Here is an 18,250-nt window from a genome sequence, read left to right on the forward strand (position 1 = left end):
ACTGCTCTTTATCTATTGAGTGAATACTACTAGTAGTTGAATATAACTATTCAAAAAGGGAATATATTCAATACTCAATAGCTATTCTCTCCTCATGAAGCATTCTTTTTTCGCCGGTCAAACCCGAAAACGGAGCGGCGGCACGGACCGCATTCGCAGTCCGCGCCGCCGCGCGTAGGGAACCAGATTGTCAGGGACGGCAGGAACGGGCCCGTCGGCGCGCGTCCCGTTCCAACCACAGGCACGACCGGCAGGTACCCGTAGAAGCCCGGCCGATGCGCACAGTGCCGCCGTAGCGGCCTTGTGAACCGAACTCCCGTCCGCATTTGGTGCAATGGGTGTACGCGGTGCGGGGCTCGATGCCACATCGCTCGCGCTGCTTGCGGTAGCAGTTGCCGCAGCGACCGCCCGCATTCGCCAATACCGTTCCAGGCTTCGGCGGTTCGGATCTGTGCCGCATCGGCCTGTGGCAGTCCGAGCACCGCACGGCCACAGGCGAAGACTCGGCAGACTCCGAAACCCCCTCAGCGGCAACAACAGACGGCCTCGGCACGCGGCGCTGCCCCAGCCCCAGCGGCACCCCACCGCGGACCACTCCGGACTGCCCGATCACGTCCGGGCGCTCCCACACCCCCAACAACTTCGACATGTTCAACGGCATCAGCGCCTCACGCAGGCACCGACTCCGAACCGGACACCCCTCACACAGTGCGTTCGCCGTTTCGTGCTCCCGTCCGCGTGGAAGGTTCGCGACTTCGTACTTGGCTGGGTCGTCACCCGCACACTTCGCGTAGCTACGCCAGCTCACCTAGGCCGACCTCCCGCTGATTCGACTTGCGACAGAACCGCCGTCAGCACCGACACGTCGTCACATTCGGAGAGCTTCCCGCCACCTCCGGCATCGCTGAAGATCGCGCGCAGGTCCGTAGGTGTCAGCCCCTGCGCCTCGCAGGCGGCGAAGATTCGGCCGCGCAAGGTCTCGCTGTCAGTACCCCGTTCGTGATACTCGGCATCCGGATCGGGGTCGTCGGTCGGGAGGTTGAGAGTCTGGATCAGCGCAATGCGGTAGGCCACGGTCATCGCCTTCGCGGTGGCCTTGTCGCTGAAGTCCAGGGCCTCGGTGGCAACCTCGGCATCGAGGTAGTCACCTTCGGGTCCGGTGAACCGGTAGACCACGGTGCCGGTAACCCATGCCTGCCGCTTGCCTCCGCCTGATGCGACCTCTCGGACTTCGAGCGCGCACTTGACCGGGCGGGCGAAGATGCCGAAGCGGTTGAGCGCGGGGGCAACGGCGTTGATCACGTCGTCGGCCTTGCGGAACGCGAAGCGCTGCTGCGTGTTCTGGCCGTTCTTGCCGACCGGGCCGACAACCGCCTTGGCTTCGATGATGAGTTCGTGGATCTTCACAGTTGCAACTCCTTGAGCTTCGGGATGCGGCGCAACTCACGAACGTCGATGGCTGCTTGGGCGGCGGCCCAGCCCCATTCCAGATCCAGCGCGTACAGGTCGCACCGGTACCCGTCGACGCCGCGTTCGAGAGGGAGGTGGATCAGGACCCCGGTCGACACGTCCAGATCCGGGTGCAGCAGCGCGCGTTGCCCGGTCTCGGCGTCATAGCGTTTGCCGTGCGCGTAGATGGCGCACTGGGTCGTCACGCCGAGCGGATAGTCCGGTTCATGGGCACCGGTCTTGATGTCACCGACGATCACGCGTCCGTCTGGCAAACGAACCAAGCGGTCGAGGCTGCCCGCCGCCGTAAGCTCGTCCACGACCACGAACACCTCGATGTCGACCACTTCGAAAACCGCGGTATTGGACCTGTAGGCATTGAGCGGTCCCACCAGATCAGCGGGGATGAACTCAGGCCAGAACCCACCGTCGATAGCCTCGGTGAATTCGTGTACAGCCGTACCGATCGCGGCTTTCTGTCCGGCTCCGGCCGCCGCTAACGCCTGCTCACAGAGCTCGGCCAATGCCGCCCGGTTCGCGCGGTAGACGTCCCGGTTCGGTTTGGCGAGCATGGCGGCGATCCGGGCGAGCAAAGACCGGTCCTTTACTAGACCGATCGCGGTCATTGCCTGTTTCCACCGCGCGAGGTTAGTTCCATCGTCCAGAGCCTTAGCCAGCGTCGACACACGGATGTGGGGTCGAGGTTTACCGCCGTTGGGTGGGACGATTAACGGTCGCCCCCACCGGTCACGAGGGATGGTGAAATCGGTAATGATGACTCCTGATTTCGGGCAGACCTCTCCTACGAGATGAATAGGAAAGGCGCGAAAACGTCACCGAGACAGGAGCAAGCACCCCGCTTATGCGGCTGGCTCGCCCCTGTCTCGGGAGAAGTAAATACCCGGCTACGTCCGGGCTTGAATGATCGCGGCTATACGCTGCCGCTGCTGTTCGGTTATCGGAGGCGCTGAGGCGACGGCACGACGAATATGTGCGTCCAGCTCAGTACGCCGGGTCTCAGCCGGCCGTGTGGGCATTGCTGAGAACATCCCGCAACCGGTTCAACCCCTCCGGCGTTACCCGGACCACGGCGTGTCTCCCCTCGCGCTCCGGGCTTACCAGCACCAGCGATCCAGCAGGCGCACCGGTGGGAACATTGTGGGCGTCGACCCAGCCGAGCTGGCAGAGCTGGGCTTTGAGTCGATGCTGTCCGGTATCCACGCCGTGACGCTGCAACAGCTCTGCCGTTTCCCGGAGGGTGTAGGTAGTAGGGTCGCCACTGATCGGGGTGAACGGGCCGTACTCGTCGGGCGGGCACTCGAGCCAGTCATAGACCGCGCCGTTCTTGAAGTGCAGCCGCCATGCATGCTCGGTCTTCTCCCATACGTCGCCCTCACGATCGCGAAACCAGCGAGGCTCACCGGTGTCCCGCTGGTGGGACGAATCGTTCTCTTTGTCTGATCGCTTCTCTTCGCCTGCTTGCTCTTTGCGAGCTGCACGAAGGATCTCGACTAGCAAGACGTGCGTGATCGTTAGCTCGGTGATCATGTCCGTCATGCGCACATACTGCGATACGGGAATACTGATGGTACTGTCTACCGCTGGCATAGCTTTCTTTCGTCCGGTTGGGTAATCGTCGAGGATCGCGTTGTCATGGGCTTGACAGGTGTTCCCGCACCTGCCAAGCCCTTCCCATTTCATCAGCCTTCATCTCCCTGCACTCGCTATGTCGGCAATTCCCACATGGGGCGGCTCTTATTAAAGGCGGGTTAACAGTTCTGCGTCTCTTCTCCTTTTCGACCAGTACCTTTCTAAGGTCGATTCGAAGACTGGCCGACAAGTAGACCAGCAACTGAGCGGAAGGCGTTCCAGTAAACGATCTCCTAATGGTGGAAAGGTCGAGTTGCGAACGCTCAGCCAACTCTGTCGCCGAGTTAATCCCCATCTTCTTAAGCATTGGCATCAGCAGCCCTCTTTCGAGAACGGTGTACTTCATTCCCTCCCTTTCGAATGCTTGATCAACATCTTTCACGACCCACATCGATGGTCAAGTGCCTAACCACGCCAGCGTCCTCAAACACCCAGGTCAGAGCGTTGCGGGTAGGCATATATGCCCACTTTGCAGGATTCCGGACCGATCAAACCCCGCTGACCAACGGCTAATTTATAGCTACCATTCGTGCGCGGAGGATCCACCTCGCGTCACGTGACCCCGGCCCCTCCAAGACTTCGCCCTTGACCGACCGGCCGCGCCGCGAAGCTGCGATTAGCCAACATGAAGAACCCCCTGTTCCCACCCGACCCACACCTTAAACCTAATGGTTTGTAATCCTCGGATACGACCACCGTAGCTGTCAACGTGCCCCACCGACCAGCTCAAAACCCGCGCAGCAACGCGCGAGTTAGGTCCCCCGTTTTGATACTTACGCAGAAACTCCGGTACCGGAGTTTCGCGCCATATGCCTCGATACTCGGTATGTCAGCGTCAACTGTGGCGACACATGCCTAGTGGCACAGGCAATGACTACTGCCGATTTACAGCGTTACTTGATTAGCAATACAGTTTCGTAACGGTTCGCTGACCCGTCATGGAATCGGACATTTGCGCCCGCCCAAACAGGCTGGATACGCCGGGCACGCAAATGCAAGTACATTCGCACGTGCATTCACATCGCGTTTTGATGGACTCCAGGTCGCCGCCCAGGTCGGCCCGGGTTCTTCAAGGAGGCCGAGACGGGCACGGGTGGACACAGTCCTTCGACCGGTCGGTGCCTTGGCACGGAGGTGCGTCCTAAGTACTCTTTCGCGTACCCGATCATGGCCGAGATCGCCGGGGTCGAGGTGGTTCCGGTGCCGTTGGACTCGGCGGGCAATCAGGATCTCTCGGCCACGGCAAAGGCCATCGACAAGCGGACCGGGTTGGTGGTGGTGTGCCGTCCGCACAATCCGACCGGCACGGTGGTTCCGGCCAGGGAGTTGACGGCATTTCTGCGCGCGATCCCCGCGCGGGTGCCGGTGATCCTGGACGAGGCGTACGTCGAGTTCGTCGGGGCCGCCGAATACGTCGACCCGCTGGCCTTGCTGAGCAGGCATCCGAACCTCGCTGTCCTGCGAACTTTCTCCAAGGCCTACGGACTCGCCGGGCTGCGCATCGGCTACGCGTTCGGCAGGCCCGAGCTGATGGCCAGGGTGCGCAGGCTGCAATTGCCGTTCGGAGTGAGTTCGACGGCGGTGGCCGCGGTGGCCGCGTCCTACGCCGCCGAACCCGAACTCGCCGCTCGGACCACGCGGATCACCACCGAGCGGGAGTCGCTGCGGAACTCGTTGCGCCGCTGTGGGATCGCGGTGCCGCGCAGTCACGCGAATTTCCTGTACCTACCGGGGCCGGGGGTGGCTACCGCGCTGCGGCGGGCGGGTATCGCGGCCAAGGCGTATCCCGATGGGAGCGCCCGCATCTCGGTCGGCGACCCCGACGCGGCACAGGCGGTACGCCAAGCCCTCGCGGGGCTGCGCCAAAGACCTTCAGCTGGCCACTAGTTGGTCGGGTTCCGCGGTCTTGGCCCACCGCTGGGCCAGCGCGGCGCAGACGATCAGCTGGATCTGATGGAAGATCATCAACGGCAGTACGATCAGCCCGACCGGCTGGCTCGCGAAAAGCACTGTCGCCATGGGCAATCCGGTGGCCAGACTCTTCTTGGAGCCACCGAACACGATGACGATCCGGTCTTCCCGGGAAAAGCCGAGGACCCGGCCGGTCACCATGGTCGCGGTGATGACGAGCGCGAGCAGCACGCAGCACACGCCGACCAGGGCGAGGATCCGCCAGGGCGAGAGCATGTGCCAGATGCCCTCCACCATGCCCGCGCTGAACGCGCTGTAGACGACGAGCAGGATCGAGCCGCGATCCACCAGCTTGGTCGGCTCCGCGTACCGGCGCAGCCAGCCGATGACCTTCGGTCGGATCAGTTGCCCGATCGCGAAGGGCACCAGCAACTGCAACACGATGTCACCGACCGAGGAGAAGTCGACGCTGGCCTGGCCCGTGGTGTTCATCAACAGGATGACCAGCAGCGGAGTGACGAAGACGCCGAGCAGGTTCGATGCCGTCGCGCTCACGATCGCGCCGGGCACATTGCCTTTGGCGATCGAGGTGAACGCGATCGAGGACTGCACGGTCGACGGCACCAGGCACAGGAACAACAGCCCGGTGTACAGGTCATCGGTCAGCACGCTCGGCACCAGCAGCCGCGCCGCCAGTCCGAGCAGGGGGAACAGCACGAAGGTGCTGGCCAGCACGATGATGTGCAGCCGCCAATGGGTGAGCCCGGCCAGTGCCTCCTTCGGGGAGAGGCGGGTTCCGTAGAGCAGGAAGAGCAATGCGATGGCAATCTTCGTCAGCACGTCGACTACGTCGGCGGCCGTGCCTTTCGCGGGAAAGACACTGGCCAGGGCAACGGTAGCGAGTATCGACAGGATGAAACCGTCGATATAGAACTTGCTGAGGAATCGCACACCACACGCTAACGCCGGGGCTGTTCCCATATGGAACCGAAGAATACGTACTTGGTCACATCCAGCGCCCGCTTGGCATACTAGATAAACACGAACGTTCGTCCGTATAGTTGGCAGCGCACGAGTGCGACGAAGGGACGACGATGAAGATCCGCCGATTGGGCTGGGCAGGTGTGGAGGTCGAATTCGACGGCGCCACACTGGTGATCGATGCCGTGCAGGACAGCGAGCCGCTGCGCAGTTTGCTGCCGGACGACGCGTTGACCGCACCGCGGCAGCCGAATGCCGCGCTGGCCGCATTGGTCACCCACTTGCATCTCGACCACGCCGACCCGCCGGGGCTGAGCCGCATCCTGGCACCGGACGGCATCGTGCTCCGTCCCGCATCGATGGTGGGCACGGGCGATGACGTCGTGTGGACCGCCGAGGCCGAAAGTGGTTTCGCCGCGAGCGCGCTCCCGACGCGAGTGATGACCGAATGGGAGACCACAACGATCGGCCCCTTCGAAGTGACCGCGGTTCCCGCCGTCGACGGACTCGGCGACCCGCAGCTGAACTGGGTGGTCGGCGCGGGCGGGCACCGCATCTTCCACGGCGGTGACACTATTTTCCACGGCCTGTGGTGGTTGATCGCCCGTCGCTGCGGCCCGTTTGATGCCGCGTTGCTGCCGATAAACGGTGCAGCAGTGAACCTTCCACACCTGCAACCCGCGAGTCCGCTGCCCGCTGTACTCACGCCGGAGCAGGCGGTGCTGGCGGGGAACATACTCGGCGCCCGAACGGTCGTCCCCATCCACTTCGGCCTCGACCGACCGCCGTACTACGTGGAGATCGATCGATCGTTGGTCAAGGTCCGAGCCGCGGCGGCGGAAGCAGGAGTCGGGCTCACCGTGCTCGCCCCTGGCGAATCTCTCGACCTCGCAGCCACGGAGGTAGCAGTCGCGGAATGAAGCCCCGTTCGGACTCGGGCTAGGTCGCGGGCTGGCAGGCGTCGCGGAGGGAGCAGGCGCCGCAGGCGCTGCCGCAGCCGCCGACTTCGGCGGGCGGGGCGATGGCTGCCGCGGTCGAGGCGGCGGCGTTGGCTCCGGCGCCGAGGGTGAACAGGGCGATGATGCCCGCGCCCCCGGCGACGAGGAAGACGACGATGCCGCTCGCGGATAGGGCGACGAGACCACCGGCGAACAGCAACGCCCCGGCCGCCAGCGAGGTGGGGGCGGCGACGCGATTCGCGATGCGGAAGGTCTCGTCGTCGGCAAGGGCGGCCTCGGTGTGCACCCCGACGAAGCGGTTGCGCGGCAGCCTGCCGATCAGCCCGAGTGCGCCGGTTGCGATGGCTACGAGGGCCAGCACGAACAGGACGAGAGCGACGACGAACACTCATGCAGGCTAGCGCATCGGTGTCCGCCGTCCGCTGGCCACTCCCCCGCAATCGCTCAGCATTCCGCGTGGCACCACCCCGGACGAGCGCTTTCCACACTGGACAGCATCCGGCCCGAGGTGTAGCAACCAAACGCACTGTTGGGACCGCTCGGATGGGAACGACAACCCGGGAGTGACCGGAAGGGGATGCGGCGCACGCCCATACCGACGCGTGGGTAACCCCGGACGCGGTCCGGGCGCGGACGCGCCGACGGAGCCGGCACAGCCCGATTTTCAGTACTGCGGTGCACACGTTCTACCCTGATAGACGAAGTTTGTCGGGGATCGGCGATAACAAGAAGGCAGGGCCGTGCAGGACACTCGTGCAACCGAAAGCGATGTACCGGAGCATCGGTACAACGCGGAGCTCGCGGGCCGCATCGAACGCCGGTGGCAGCAGACGTGGGGGGAGCGCGGAACGTTCCACGCGCCGAATCCGGTCGGTCCGCTGGCCGGTGCCACGCCCGCGGACAAGCTGTTCGTGCAAGACATGTTCCCCTACCCGTCCGGTGCCGGTCTGCATGTCGGGCATCCGCTCGGCTACATCGCCACCGACGTGTTCGCGCGCTACCACCGGATGCACGGCCGCAACGTGCTGCACGCGCTGGGCTACGACGCGTTCGGCCTGCCCGCCGAGCAGTACGCGGTGCAGACGGGTGCGCACCCGCGCGACACCACCGAGGCGAACATCGCGACCATGCAGCGCCAGCTCGATCGGCTGGGCCTCGGCCATGACCGGCGACGTTCGTTCGCGACCACCGATCCCGAGTACTACCGCTGGACCCAGTGGATCTTCCTGCGGATCTACAACGCCTGGTACGACCAGGAACTGGATCGGGCCCGGCCGATCAGCGAACTGGAAGCGCAGTTCGCCTCCGGCGCCCGGCCCGCCCCGGACGGGCAGGATTGGGCGACGATGACCGCCGCGCAGCGGGCGGCCGTGGTGGACTCGTATCGCCTGGTGTACCAGACCGATTCGATGGTCAACTGGTGCCCCGGCCTCGGCACGGTGCTGTCCAACGAGGAGGTCACCGCCGAAGGCCGCAGTGAGCGCGGCAATTTCCCGGTGTTCCGTAAGCGGTTGTGGCAGTGGATGATGCGCATCACCGCCTACGCGGACCGGCTGGTCGACGATCTCGATCACCTGGACTGGCCGGACAACGTGAAGGCCATGCAGCGCAACTGGATCGGGCGTTCCCGCGGTGCGCAGGTCAAGTTCGACGCCGACGGTGAACAGCTCGAGGTCTTCACGACCCGCCCCGACACCCTCTTCGGCGCAACCTATGTCGTGCTGGCTCCCGAGCACGAACTGGTCGACAAGCTGACCGCGGCCGGATGGCCCGAAGGCACTGATCCTCGGTGGACCAACGAGGGCGCCGCCACCCCGGCGGAGGCCGTTGCGGCCTACCGCAAGTCGATCGCGGCCAAGTCGGATCTGGAGCGCCAGGAGAACAAAGAGAAGTCCGGCGTCTTCCTCGGCACCTACGCGATCAACCCGGTGAACGGCGAGTCGACGCCGATCTTCATCGCCGACTACGTGCTGAGCGGCTACGGCACCGGCGCGATCATGGCGGTGCCGGGTCACGACCAGCGGGACTGGGATTTCGCCACCGCGTTCGGCCTGCCCATCAAGGAGGTCGTCGCAGGCGGCGATCTCAGTGTCGCGGCCTACACCGGCGACGGCCCGATCGTGAACTCCGACTACCTGGACGGGTTGTCGATCGAGGAAGCCAAGGCGACGGTGACCGCCCGGCTGGAGGCCGACGGCCACGGCAAGGGCACCATCCAGTACAAGCTGCGCGACTGGCTGTTCGCCCGCCAGCGCTACTGGGGCGAGCCGTTCCCGATCGTCTACGACGAGGACGGCGCGCCGCACGCGCTGCCGGAATCCATGCTGCCCGTGCGGCTGCCGGAAATGGACGATTTCGCCCCGGTGACCTTCGATCCGGACGACGCGGACTCCGAGCCGTCGCCGCCGCTGGCCAAGGCCACCGACTGGGTGAACGTCGAGCTGGATCTGGGCGACGGACCGAAGAAGTACCGGCGCGATACCAATGTCATGCCGAACTGGGCGGGCAGCTCCTGGTATCAGATCCGCTACGTCGACCCGACGAACTCGGAAACGTTCTGCGCCAAGGAGAACGAGGAGTACTGGCTCGGCCCGCGCACCGCCGAACACGGTCAGGACGATCCGGGCGGTGTCGACCTGTACATCGGCGGCATCGAGCACGCGGTACTGCACCTGCTGTACGCCCGGTTCTGGCAAAAGGTGCTGTACGACCTGGGCGACGTGTCGGGGTACGAGCCGTACCGGCGCCTGTTCAACCAGGGCTACATCCAGGCCTACGCCTACACCGACGCGCGCGGCGCCTACGTGCCCGCAGCCGAGGTGGTGGAGCGGGACGGCAAGTTCTTCTGGACCGACACCACCGGCACCGAGCTGGAGGTGTTCCAGGAGTACGGCAAGATCGGAAAGTCGCTGAAGAACGCGGTCTCGCCGGACGAGATGTACGACCTGTACGGCGCCGACACGTTCCGTTTCTACGAGATGGCGATGGGCCCCCTGGACTCCTCGCGCCCGTGGGCGACCAAGGATGTGGTCGGCGCACACCGGTTCCTGCAACGGATCTGGCGTCTGGTGGTCGACGAGGAGACCGGCGAGCTGCGGGTCACCGAAGCGGCCCCGTCGCAGGAGACCTTGCGGTTGCTGCACAAGACGATCGCCGGTGTGGACGAGGATTTCGCGGCGCTGCGCGACAATACGGCGGGCGCGAAGCTCATCGAGCTGACCAACCACCTCACCAAGACCTACCCCGACGGCGCGCCGCGTTCGGTGGTGGAGCCACTGGTGCTGATGCTGGCGCCGCTGTCTCCGCACATCACCGAGGAGATGTGGGAACGCCTGGGCCACACCGAATCCCTGGCGCACGGCCCGTTCCCGGTGGCCGATCCCGCGCTGCTGGTGGACGAGTCGGTCGAGTACCCGATCCAGGTGAACGGCAAGGTGCGCAGCCGAATTCAGGTGCCCGCCGACGCCGACAATGCCGCGATCGAAGCGGCCGCGCTGGCCGACGAGAAGATCGCGGCACTGCTGAGTGGCGCCGCTCCGCGCAAGCTGATCGTCGTCCCCGGCCGACTCGTCAACATCGTCGCGTAGTCCCCGATCGAAGACGCCCTGCAACTGAAAAGGCGGTGTGCAGGGCGTCTTCGATCAAAGTGGCTCGCCCTAACTCGATACCGGGCGAAGCACGATCTCCGTCGGATGCCCGTCCCGTGGCGTCTCGACGGCGTTGCGTACCGCCCCCGCGACGGTCTCCGCTCGAAGGAACTCCTCCGGCCGGTACTCGCGTCCCTCGTGGGCTATGATCTCGCGCTGCATGTCGGTATCGATGCGACCGGGATGGATCGAGGTCACCCGCAGCGTCGGTTCTTCCAGCCGGAGTGCGTCGCCGAAGGCACGCAACCCGAACTTGCTCGCGGCGTACGACGCCCAGCCCGCATTGGCGCGTAGCCCGGCGCCCGAATTGATCAGCACCACATGGCCGTCCGCCGCGCGCAACGCGGGCAGTAGCAGCCTGGTCAGCTCGACGACGGCGATCAAGTTGGCCTCCAACGTGTTTCGCCACTGATCGACGGTCGAGTCGGCAATGCTGCCGATATCCTGGACGCCCGCGTTGTGCACCAACACATCCAACCGCCGGATCGACTGGGTGGCCGCCGCCACCGCCGGATAATCGGTCAGCGGGACCGGCCAGCCGGTCGCGTCGGGCAGTTCCTTCAGGATGTCGCGCAGCGAGTCGGCGGACCTGGCGCCGAGCAGCAGCTCATACGACGGCGCGAGCTCGCGGGCGATGGCGGCGCCGAGCCCGCGGCTGGCACCGGTGATCAGCGCGGTCGGCTTCGGAGAGCTGGTCACGGCATTGGTCATGGGCCCCACCGTAATAGCCTGCGAAAGCAGAGCGATGCACGCATACATCGATAGTGGAATCTCGAGCAGCGAATTACGGACGGGGCATTCGAGAGTGAGAACCGCCGAGCACGAGCCCGCCACCGGCGGGTGGGACGAGGCCGAGTCGGACACCGCCGAGCGGGCGTACTTGCGGGTGGCGTCGCAGAATAGGGGGATGGCACACCCGGGTTTCACCCCGACACAGCTCGCGGCCCGCGCCGCCTACCTGCTGCGCGGCAACGACCTGGGCACGATGACCAGCGCCGCGCCGAGGCTGTATCCGCACATGTGGAGCTGGGATGCCGCGTTCGTCGCGGTCGGGCTGGCCCCGCTGAGCGTGGAACGTGCCGTGATCGAGCTGGACACCTTGCTGTCCGCGCAGTGGAAGAACGGGATGATCCCGCACATCGTCTTCGCCAACGGCGTCGACGGCTATTTTCCCGGCCCGGCCCGGTGGGAGTGCCGCAAGCTGGCCGCCAACGCGCCCGACGGCCCGGACACCTCCGGCATCACCCAACCGCCCGTGCACGCCATCGCGGTGCAGCGCATCCTCGATCATTCGCGCAGGCACGGCCGCAGCACCCGCGCGGTCGCCGAGGAATTCCTGAACCGCCGCTGGCCGGACCTGGTGCGCTGGCACCGCTGGCTGGCGCACGCCCGCGACCCCAAGGAAACCGGGCGGATCACGCTGTACCACGGCTGGGAATCCGGCATGGACAACTCGCCGCGCTGGGACCGCGCCTACGACAATGTGGTCCCGGGCGATCTGCCGCCGTACCACCGCGAGGACGTGCTGGTGGTCGCCGATCCGACGCAGCGGCCGAGCGACCGCGAGTACGACCGCTACCTGTGGCTGGTCGAGCAGATGCGCCGGGCGGGCTACGACGACTACCAGCTGGCCTCGACGATGAGTTTCGCCGTCGAGGACGTGTTCGTCACCGGGATCTTCGCGCTGGCCTGCGAGGTGCTCGCGAATATCGGCGAGGAGTACAAGCAGCCGAACGCCGACGTCCGCGACCTGTACGCGTGGGCCGACCGGTTCCGGACGGGCGTCGTCGCGACGACCGATGCCCGTACCGGCGCTGCCAGAGACTTCGACGTGCGGTTGCAGCGCTGGATCGGCACCGAGACGCTGTCGATGTTCGCCCCGCTGCTGTGCGGCGGGCTGCCGCGCGACACCGAACGCAGCCTGCTGCGCACGTTCGAGGGGCCGCGCTTCTGCGGGCATCCGGATCTGCGCTACGCGCTGCCACCGTCGACCTCGCCGGTGTCGCGGGACTTCCGTTCCCGCGAGTACTGGCGTGGCCCGGTGTGGCCGGTGATGAGCTGGCTGTTCTCCTGGGTGTTCGCCAGGCGCGGTTGGGCCGAGCGCTCGTTCATGCTGCGCGCCGAGGGCTTGCGCCAGGCCAGCGACGGCAGTTTCGCCGAGTACTACGAGCCGTTCACCGGCGAACCGCTCGGCAGCATGCAGCAGTCGTGGACGGCCGCGTCGGTACTCGACTGGCTCGGCTGAGGACGCGAACCAGCGGTTTGCGGCACGTCAGCTCCGCGTTCAAGTAAACGTTGCGCAACTGCCTCTTCCGCAACACTGGTCACAGGAAGAGCAAATGGCTATCGTCGAACGCCATGGACAACCCTCGTTCGAGCTCGACCATCCGTCGCCGCGGTACGGCGCTGTCCCTGATCGCCCTTTCGGGCATCCTCACGGCAACCTTGTCGCCGACCGCCGCGGCCGCGCCGACGGGACCCGATGTCTCGTCCTGGCAGCACATCGACGGACGACTGATCGATTGGTTCGCGGTGCGGCGCTCGGGTCACGAGTTCGCCATGGTGAAAGCCACCGAGGGCCTCAGCTACATCAACCCGTACTTCGTGCCGGACAGCCTGCTGATGCGGGCGGCGGGCGTGGCCCGAGGGACCTACCACTACGCACGCCCGCACCTGCCGCCGGAACCGCAAGCCGCGCTGTACGCCACGGTGGTGCTCGGCCAGAACGGTGCGCTGGATCTGCCGCCGGTGCTCGATCTGGAGACCACCGGCGGACTGCCGCCCGCCGCGCTGATCGACTGGACGCGCCGGTATCTGAACACCGTGCAGGCGCTGACCGGACGGGTCCCGATCGTCTACACCTATCCGCATTTCTGGCGCACGGCGATGGCCGACACCAACGAGTTCACCCGGTATCCGCTGTGGATCGCGGACTATCGGGGCAACGAGGCACCCGAGGTGCCGGGCGGCTGGCCGACCTGGACCTTCTGGCAGACCACCGACAGCGGTAGCATCGACGGCATCGCCGGGCCGACCGACTTGAACGTATACAGCGGCGCCCAAGGCGATTTCGCGCGCTTCGCCAATATGTAGTTCCAAAAGAATCGCGAAACCGCCACTCCTGCAGGTTCAGTGGCGGTTTCGCGCGGAGCCTGGGGGCGCTACGCGCCGATCCGGCCACCGTTCTTCTTCCACACGACCGCGACCGAGGGCCTGGGCTGTGCGGTGCCGCCGTCGGGCCAGTGGGACAACGGATTGTCCGGCGTGGCGTCGTCGGCCTCACCAGGATGCTGCACGCACACCAGAACGCGCGACTCGGTGACCACCGGGCCACAGGTCTCGGCGCCGCGCGGCACCGTCAGGAACTGCTTGGTCGCGCCCCGATTCGCGCCGTCGAGCACCACCGAGAACAGGCCGTCGTTCGACTTCAGGGCATTGCCATCGGTGGAGATCCACAGGTTGCCGTACGGATCGAAGGCCAAATTGTCCGGGCAGGAGATCGGGCTGACCTTCGACTTGTCGAAGCCGGCGAAGTAGGTGTCGGCGGCGTTCGGGTCGCCGCACACCAGCAGCAGCGACCAGGTGAACTTCGTGCCGGTGTGGTCGTCGTCGATCTCCAGGATCTGCCCGTTCTTGTTCAGGTTGCGCGGGTTCGCCTCGTCCGGGCCCTGCTTGCCGTCCTTGCCGCGGTTGTCGTTGTTGGTCAGCGCGACATACACCTTGCCGGTGTACGGGTTGGCCTCGAAGTCCTCCGGGCGGTCCATCTTGGTGGCGCCGACCTTGTCGGCGGCCAGCCGGGTGAACACCGCGACCTCTTCCGCGCTCATGCCGTCGACCAGCGATCTGCCCTTGCCGTCCGCGCCGGTCTCCAGCAGCGGAATCCATTGGCCGGTACCGGTGAAACCCTGCTCCGAGGGCTTGGCGCCGCTGCCGTCGATCTTGTCGGCGTGGTCGCCGGTGAGCTTCGCGACATACAGCGTGCCCGCGTCCAGGATGGTCAGGTTGTGCCGCATGCTCGACGCACCGCTACCCGATTGCACCTTGCGGGTGGACACGAATTTGTACATGTAGTCGAACTTTTCGTCGTCGCCGGTGTAGGAGACGACCTCACCCGACTTCGTGACGTAGATGGTGGCGCCTTCGTGCTTGAGCCGGCCCATCGCGGTGTGCTTGATCGGTGTCGAGGTGGGATCCCACGGATCGACCTCAACGACGCAGCCGAAGCGGTTGGCCTCGTTCGGTTCCTGCGCCAGATCGAAACGCTTGTCGGTGCGCTCCCAGTGGTTGGGCGTCTTGCCCGCAGTGAAGCCGTAGCGCTTGATCCGTGCCGCGGCAACGGTTTCGGTCACCTTATCGGCGTTGGCGAAGTAGCCGTTGAAGTTCTCCTCGCCGGAAAGCACGGTGCCCCACGGGGTCACGCCGCCCGCGCAATTGGCGATGGTGCCGAGCACTTTGGTGCCGGTCGGATCGGCGGTGGTCTTGACGAGGTCGCTGCCCGCGGCCGGACCGGTGAGCCGGAACTCGGTGGTCGCGGTGATCCGGCGGTTGTACTTGCCGAAGGTGGGGGTCAGCTTGCCGGTACCCGGCTCGCCGTGCACCTCGACCACGGTTAGCCCGTGTGCCGCCTGGGTGATCGCGATCTGCTCGTCGGTCGGCGCTTCCTTGTCGTAGCCGCGGAACATGTGCGGGCCGGTGGTGTATTCGTGGTTGACCACGAGCAGGAAGGCGTTCGCCTGGCCCTCGATCGGCAGCAGTGCGGCGAAGTCGTTGTTGTAGCCGAACTGCCTGGCTTGCGCAACGGCAGACTGCTTTTCGAAGTCGAAAGCGGGCGCATCCGCGAACAGCGGGTCACCCCACCGGATCACGACGGACTGTTCGTAGCCGTCCGGGATCACGATGGCGTCCTCTTTGTTCGGTGCGACCGCGGCGAAGTCGGTGCCCGTTCCGGGCGGGCCGCTCGGCGACGGCCCGGCCGATCCGGCGTTCTCTACGTCGTCACCGCAGGCCGCGAGCACACTGACCGCACCGACCGCGAGCACCGCCGCCGCGCCACCCTTGATCAGTCCGCGCCGATTCAGGGAGCTGACGATGTCACCGAAGTACGCACCCGCCGAGGTGTTGGGCACCTCGTGGAAGCAGGCGTTCGCGCATTTGTATTCGCAGGTCACCGAAGCACGCGCGGACTGGCCGTCGTGTTTCACAAAGAGGGCGAGGGGCTCGAGGCTCACGGCCGAACGGTAAATGATTCGGACAATCCGGAAACGACGTACAGATGAACAGCTGGCCAATTAGGTAACCCTCAGTTTGCTGTCCTCCGCATTCCTCAGCCACGGGAGTTGCGAACCACCGTCGGATGTACGCCGAGCAGATCGAGCATCTCGGAGATGGACATCGCCCTGAACTCGGTCGAACCCGCATAGCCCGGCCGCGCCGCGTCCGCCAGCTCGGCGTACAGATGCAGTCGCTCGTAGTCGGCCATCGACATGATCACCGCCACTTCGGTGCCGCCGTCGGTGATGATCGCGTCTTCACCGGTGGCGACCACGTCGCGGATGACGGTGCCGATGTCCGCGGACAGCTCGTGCAGATTGCGCGTATTCGTGTTGGGCATGCTCCGCATTCGGAGCGGCGCGCCCTTTTGGATCGGCGTGTCACCGTCTCGTTAGCGTCACGTACGGTGCGCGAGCAGATGCTGCATGATCAGCCGGGTCAATTCCTCGGGTGCCTGCTCGGGAATCCAGTGCGACACTTCTTCGAGCATTTCGAATCGATAGGGGCCGGTCACGTATTTTTCGGTGGCCAGGGCCGCCGTGGAGCCGATGGTGCTGTCCTCGGTGCTCCACACGTACAGCGTCGGCACCGTCACCGGCTCGGTCGGTCCGGACAGGCGCATCGCCCGGTACCAATTCAGTGCCGCGGTGAGCGCTTCCGGCTGAACGAGCCGCTCGACGTAGTCATCGATGCGTTCTTCCGGGATCTTCCATTCGAATATTTTGCGGAGCCCGGCGGCGTTGTCCATGAGCAGTTCCCGCTCGGCCACCCGCGGCCTGCGCAGCAGTGAAAAGTATTGCGACCGCTGCGCCTGATCCTCGTCCTCGGTCATCGCCCGCCGGAAGGCGGTGGGATGCGGCACCGACACCGCGGTGAAACTACGGATCCGCTCCGGCATCTGCGCCGCTGCCGCCCACCCGACGTGCGCACCCCAGTCGTGTCCGACCAGATCGAACCGCTGCCAACCCAATTGGTCGGCGATCGCCGCGACGTCGCCGACCAATTCATCGAGCCGATAGTCGGCGACCTGCGACGGCCGCACCCCTGCCGAATAGCCCCGCTGATCAGGCGCTACAACGCGACACCCACCGCCGCCGAGCGCATGGAGCTGGAACTCCCACTCGATGGCCGCCTCCGGAAACCCGTGCAACAGCATGACTTCACGTCCGCCGACCTCCCCGCAGGCCAGCGCATCGAACGTCCCCGCAGCGGTGGGAATCTCTATCGCCTCGATCACGCAGGTGACTCTAGAACCTCACACCGACCATTCAGTGCTCGTCGTAATGCCCGTCGTGCGCGGCGTGGCGGTGGCCGTCGTGGATGTAGTCGACGTGGTCGCCGTGCTGGACGGCGTCGTGCCCACAATTGTCGCCGTGCACGTGCGCGTGGTCGGTGTGCTCGGTGTGGCCGCTCGGCTCGCACTCGTCGTAGTGACCGTCGTGTTCGCGATGCAGGTGCCCGTCGTGCGCGTAGTCGACGTGGTCACCGTGCTCGATCGCCGGGTGCCCGCAGCCGGGACCGTGGGCGTGGTCGTGCTCGGTGTGCTGCATGTGCGCCGTTGTCATCAGATCTCCCTCTTTCCTAGCGTGGACAGATGGATTTGTGAGCGACAACACATTAGCATGTGCGCATCAATGAGGTTAACTAAGGGTGTGCTACAGCACCTGGGAGAGGAAGCGCTGTAGGCGCGGCGTCGACGCGTTGTCGAACAGCGCGTCAGGCGGGCCCGTCTCGACGACCTGCCCCTCGTCCATGAACACCACACTGTCGGAAACCGTTCGGGCGAAACCCATTTCGTGGGTCACCACGATCATCGACATGCCACCGGAGGCCAGGTCGGCCATCAGCGCGAGCACGCCCTTGACCAGCTCCGGATCCAGTGCCGAGGTGGCCTCGTCGAAGAACATCACCTCCGGCTTCATGGCCAGCGCGCGGGCAATCGCGACCCGTTGCTGCTGGCCGCCGGACAGGTTCGCGGGCCGCGTGTCGACCTTGTCGGACAGCCCGACGATCTCCAGTTGCTCCACCGCGACCGCGCGCGCCTGCTCCTTGGACAGTCCGCGCAGCTTGCGCGGGCCGAGCGAGACATTGTCGACCACGCTCTTGTGCGGGAACAGGTTGAAATGCTGGAACACCATGCCGATGCGCTGGCGCAACTTGTCCGGGTCCTCGGTGAGCACGGACTTGCCGTCGAGCAGCACATCGCCCTGATCCGGCTCGTACAGGCGGTTGAGCACGCGCAGCAACGTCGACTTGCCGGAGCCGGACGGGCCGATCACCGTGGTGGTCTTGCCGGCGTCGACGTGGATGTCGATGCCGCGCAGCACGTGGTTGTGCCCGAGGGTCAAATGCAGTCCGGTTCCGGTGAGGGAGGCACTCATG

The 18,250-nt window shown here is 65.5% G+C and carries 17 protein-coding genes; 5 read left to right on the forward strand and 12 right to left on the reverse strand.

Annotation, left to right across the window (positions count from 1 at the left end):
- Window positions 1–190: 190 nt before the first annotated feature.
- The 4 genes from ACFK0J_RS39460 to ACFK0J_RS39475 all read right to left on the reverse strand — a co-directional run bounded on the left by ACFK0J_RS39460 (window position 191) and on the right by ACFK0J_RS39475 (window position 3,006).
- Window positions 191–808 (reverse strand): WhiB family transcriptional regulator, encoded by a 618-nt coding sequence (locus ACFK0J_RS39460; protein WP_378734967.1) that lies wholly within the window; start codon window positions 806–808, stop codon window positions 191–193.
- A complete protein-coding gene (locus tag ACFK0J_RS39465; RefSeq protein WP_378734969.1) occupies window positions 805–1,407 on the reverse strand; it encodes an ERF family protein in 603 nt (200 codons plus the stop codon). The genes ACFK0J_RS39460 and ACFK0J_RS39465 overlap by 4 nt, the downstream gene beginning before the upstream one ends.
- Window positions 1,404–2,135: a hypothetical protein gene (locus tag ACFK0J_RS39470; RefSeq protein ID WP_378734971.1), complete on the reverse strand. Its 732-nt coding sequence runs from the start codon at window positions 2,133–2,135 to the stop codon at window positions 1,404–1,406. Before ACFK0J_RS39470 ends, ACFK0J_RS39465 begins: the two co-directional genes overlap by 4 nt.
- A gap of 331 nt (window positions 2,136–2,466) precedes the next feature.
- The gene (locus ACFK0J_RS39475) at window positions 2,467–3,006 is read right to left on the reverse strand and encodes a hypothetical protein (RefSeq protein ID WP_378734973.1); all 540 of its coding nucleotides are present in this window, start codon (window positions 3,004–3,006) and stop codon (window positions 2,467–2,469) included.
- A 1,260-nt stretch (window positions 3,007–4,266) separates the two neighbouring features.
- Between ACFK0J_RS39475 and ACFK0J_RS39480 the strand changes: the two genes are divergently transcribed.
- Window positions 4,267–4,986 (forward strand): aminotransferase class I/II-fold pyridoxal phosphate-dependent enzyme, encoded by a 720-nt coding sequence (locus tag ACFK0J_RS39480; protein WP_378734974.1) that lies wholly within the window; start codon window positions 4,267–4,269, stop codon window positions 4,984–4,986.
- Here the strand turns inward: ACFK0J_RS39480 and ACFK0J_RS39485 are convergent.
- Window positions 4,972–5,961, reverse strand: a complete 990-nt coding sequence (locus tag ACFK0J_RS39485; protein ID WP_378734976.1) for a bile acid:sodium symporter family protein — start codon at window positions 5,959–5,961, stop codon at window positions 4,972–4,974. The two genes, ACFK0J_RS39480 and ACFK0J_RS39485, sit on opposite strands and share 15 nt — an antisense overlap.
- A gap of 143 nt (window positions 5,962–6,104) precedes the next feature.
- On the opposite strand from ACFK0J_RS39485, the gene ACFK0J_RS39490 reads away from it, so the two are divergent.
- Window positions 6,105–6,911, forward strand: coding sequence for an MBL fold metallo-hydrolase (locus ACFK0J_RS39490; RefSeq protein ID WP_378734978.1), 807 nt, complete (start codon window positions 6,105–6,107; stop codon window positions 6,909–6,911).
- A 19-nt stretch (window positions 6,912–6,930) separates the two neighbouring features.
- Here the strand turns inward: ACFK0J_RS39490 and ACFK0J_RS39495 are convergent, their stop codons facing one another.
- The gene (locus ACFK0J_RS39495) at window positions 6,931–7,338 is read right to left on the reverse strand and encodes an SdpI family protein (protein WP_378734980.1); all 408 of its coding nucleotides are present in this window, start codon (window positions 7,336–7,338) and stop codon (window positions 6,931–6,933) included.
- A 352-nt stretch (window positions 7,339–7,690) separates the two neighbouring features.
- On the opposite strand from ACFK0J_RS39495, the gene leuS reads away from it, so the two are divergent.
- Entirely contained in the window at window positions 7,691–10,537 is a 2,847-nt protein-coding gene (leuS, locus tag ACFK0J_RS39500) for a leucine--tRNA ligase (protein ID WP_378734982.1), read from the forward strand.
- 69 nt (window positions 10,538–10,606) lie between these two features.
- On the opposite strand, the gene ACFK0J_RS39505 is transcribed toward leuS, so the two are convergent.
- The gene (locus tag ACFK0J_RS39505; RefSeq protein ID WP_378734984.1) at window positions 10,607–11,308 is read right to left on the reverse strand and encodes an SDR family oxidoreductase; all 702 of its coding nucleotides are present in this window, start codon (window positions 11,306–11,308) and stop codon (window positions 10,607–10,609) included.
- Between the two features lie 196 nt (window positions 11,309–11,504).
- Between ACFK0J_RS39505 and ACFK0J_RS39510 the strand changes: the two genes are divergently transcribed.
- Window positions 11,505–12,842: a glycogen debranching protein gene (locus ACFK0J_RS39510; RefSeq protein WP_378743331.1), complete on the forward strand. Its 1,338-nt coding sequence runs from the start codon at window positions 11,505–11,507 to the stop codon at window positions 12,840–12,842.
- Between the two features lie 113 nt (window positions 12,843–12,955).
- The gene (locus ACFK0J_RS39515) at window positions 12,956–13,690 is read left to right on the forward strand and encodes a glycoside hydrolase family 25 protein (RefSeq protein ID WP_378734986.1); all 735 of its coding nucleotides are present in this window, start codon (window positions 12,956–12,958) and stop codon (window positions 13,688–13,690) included.
- Window positions 13,691–13,758: 68 nt separating this feature from the next.
- On the opposite strand, the gene ACFK0J_RS39520 is transcribed toward ACFK0J_RS39515, so the two are convergent.
- The 5 genes from ACFK0J_RS39520 to ACFK0J_RS39540 all read right to left on the reverse strand — a co-directional run bounded on the left by ACFK0J_RS39520 (window position 13,759) and on the right by ACFK0J_RS39540 (window position 18,249).
- A complete protein-coding gene (locus ACFK0J_RS39520) occupies window positions 13,759–15,825 on the reverse strand; it encodes a PhoX family protein (RefSeq protein ID WP_378734989.1) in 2,067 nt (688 codons plus the stop codon).
- 95 nt (window positions 15,826–15,920) lie between these two features.
- On the reverse strand, window positions 15,921–16,208 hold the full coding sequence (locus ACFK0J_RS39525; RefSeq protein WP_378734991.1) for a type II toxin-antitoxin system Phd/YefM family antitoxin: 288 nt from the start codon (window positions 16,206–16,208) through the stop codon (window positions 15,921–15,923).
- 57 nt (window positions 16,209–16,265) lie between these two features.
- Window positions 16,266–17,105, reverse strand: coding sequence for an alpha/beta fold hydrolase (locus tag ACFK0J_RS39530; protein ID WP_378734993.1), 840 nt, complete (start codon window positions 17,103–17,105; stop codon window positions 16,266–16,268).
- 31 nt (window positions 17,106–17,136) lie between these two features.
- A complete protein-coding gene (locus ACFK0J_RS39535; protein ID WP_378734995.1) occupies window positions 17,137–17,433 on the reverse strand; it encodes a hypothetical protein in 297 nt (98 codons plus the stop codon).
- Between the two features lie 90 nt (window positions 17,434–17,523).
- Window positions 17,524–18,249, reverse strand: coding sequence for an amino acid ABC transporter ATP-binding protein (locus ACFK0J_RS39540; protein ID WP_378734997.1), 726 nt, complete (start codon window positions 18,247–18,249; stop codon window positions 17,524–17,526).
- Window position 18,250 lies beyond the last annotated feature (1 nt).

Source organism: Nocardia brasiliensis (genome assembly GCF_042691675.1).
In the GTDB taxonomy this organism is placed as follows: Bacteria; Actinomycetota; Actinomycetes; order Mycobacteriales; family Mycobacteriaceae; genus Nocardia; species Nocardia brasiliensis_D.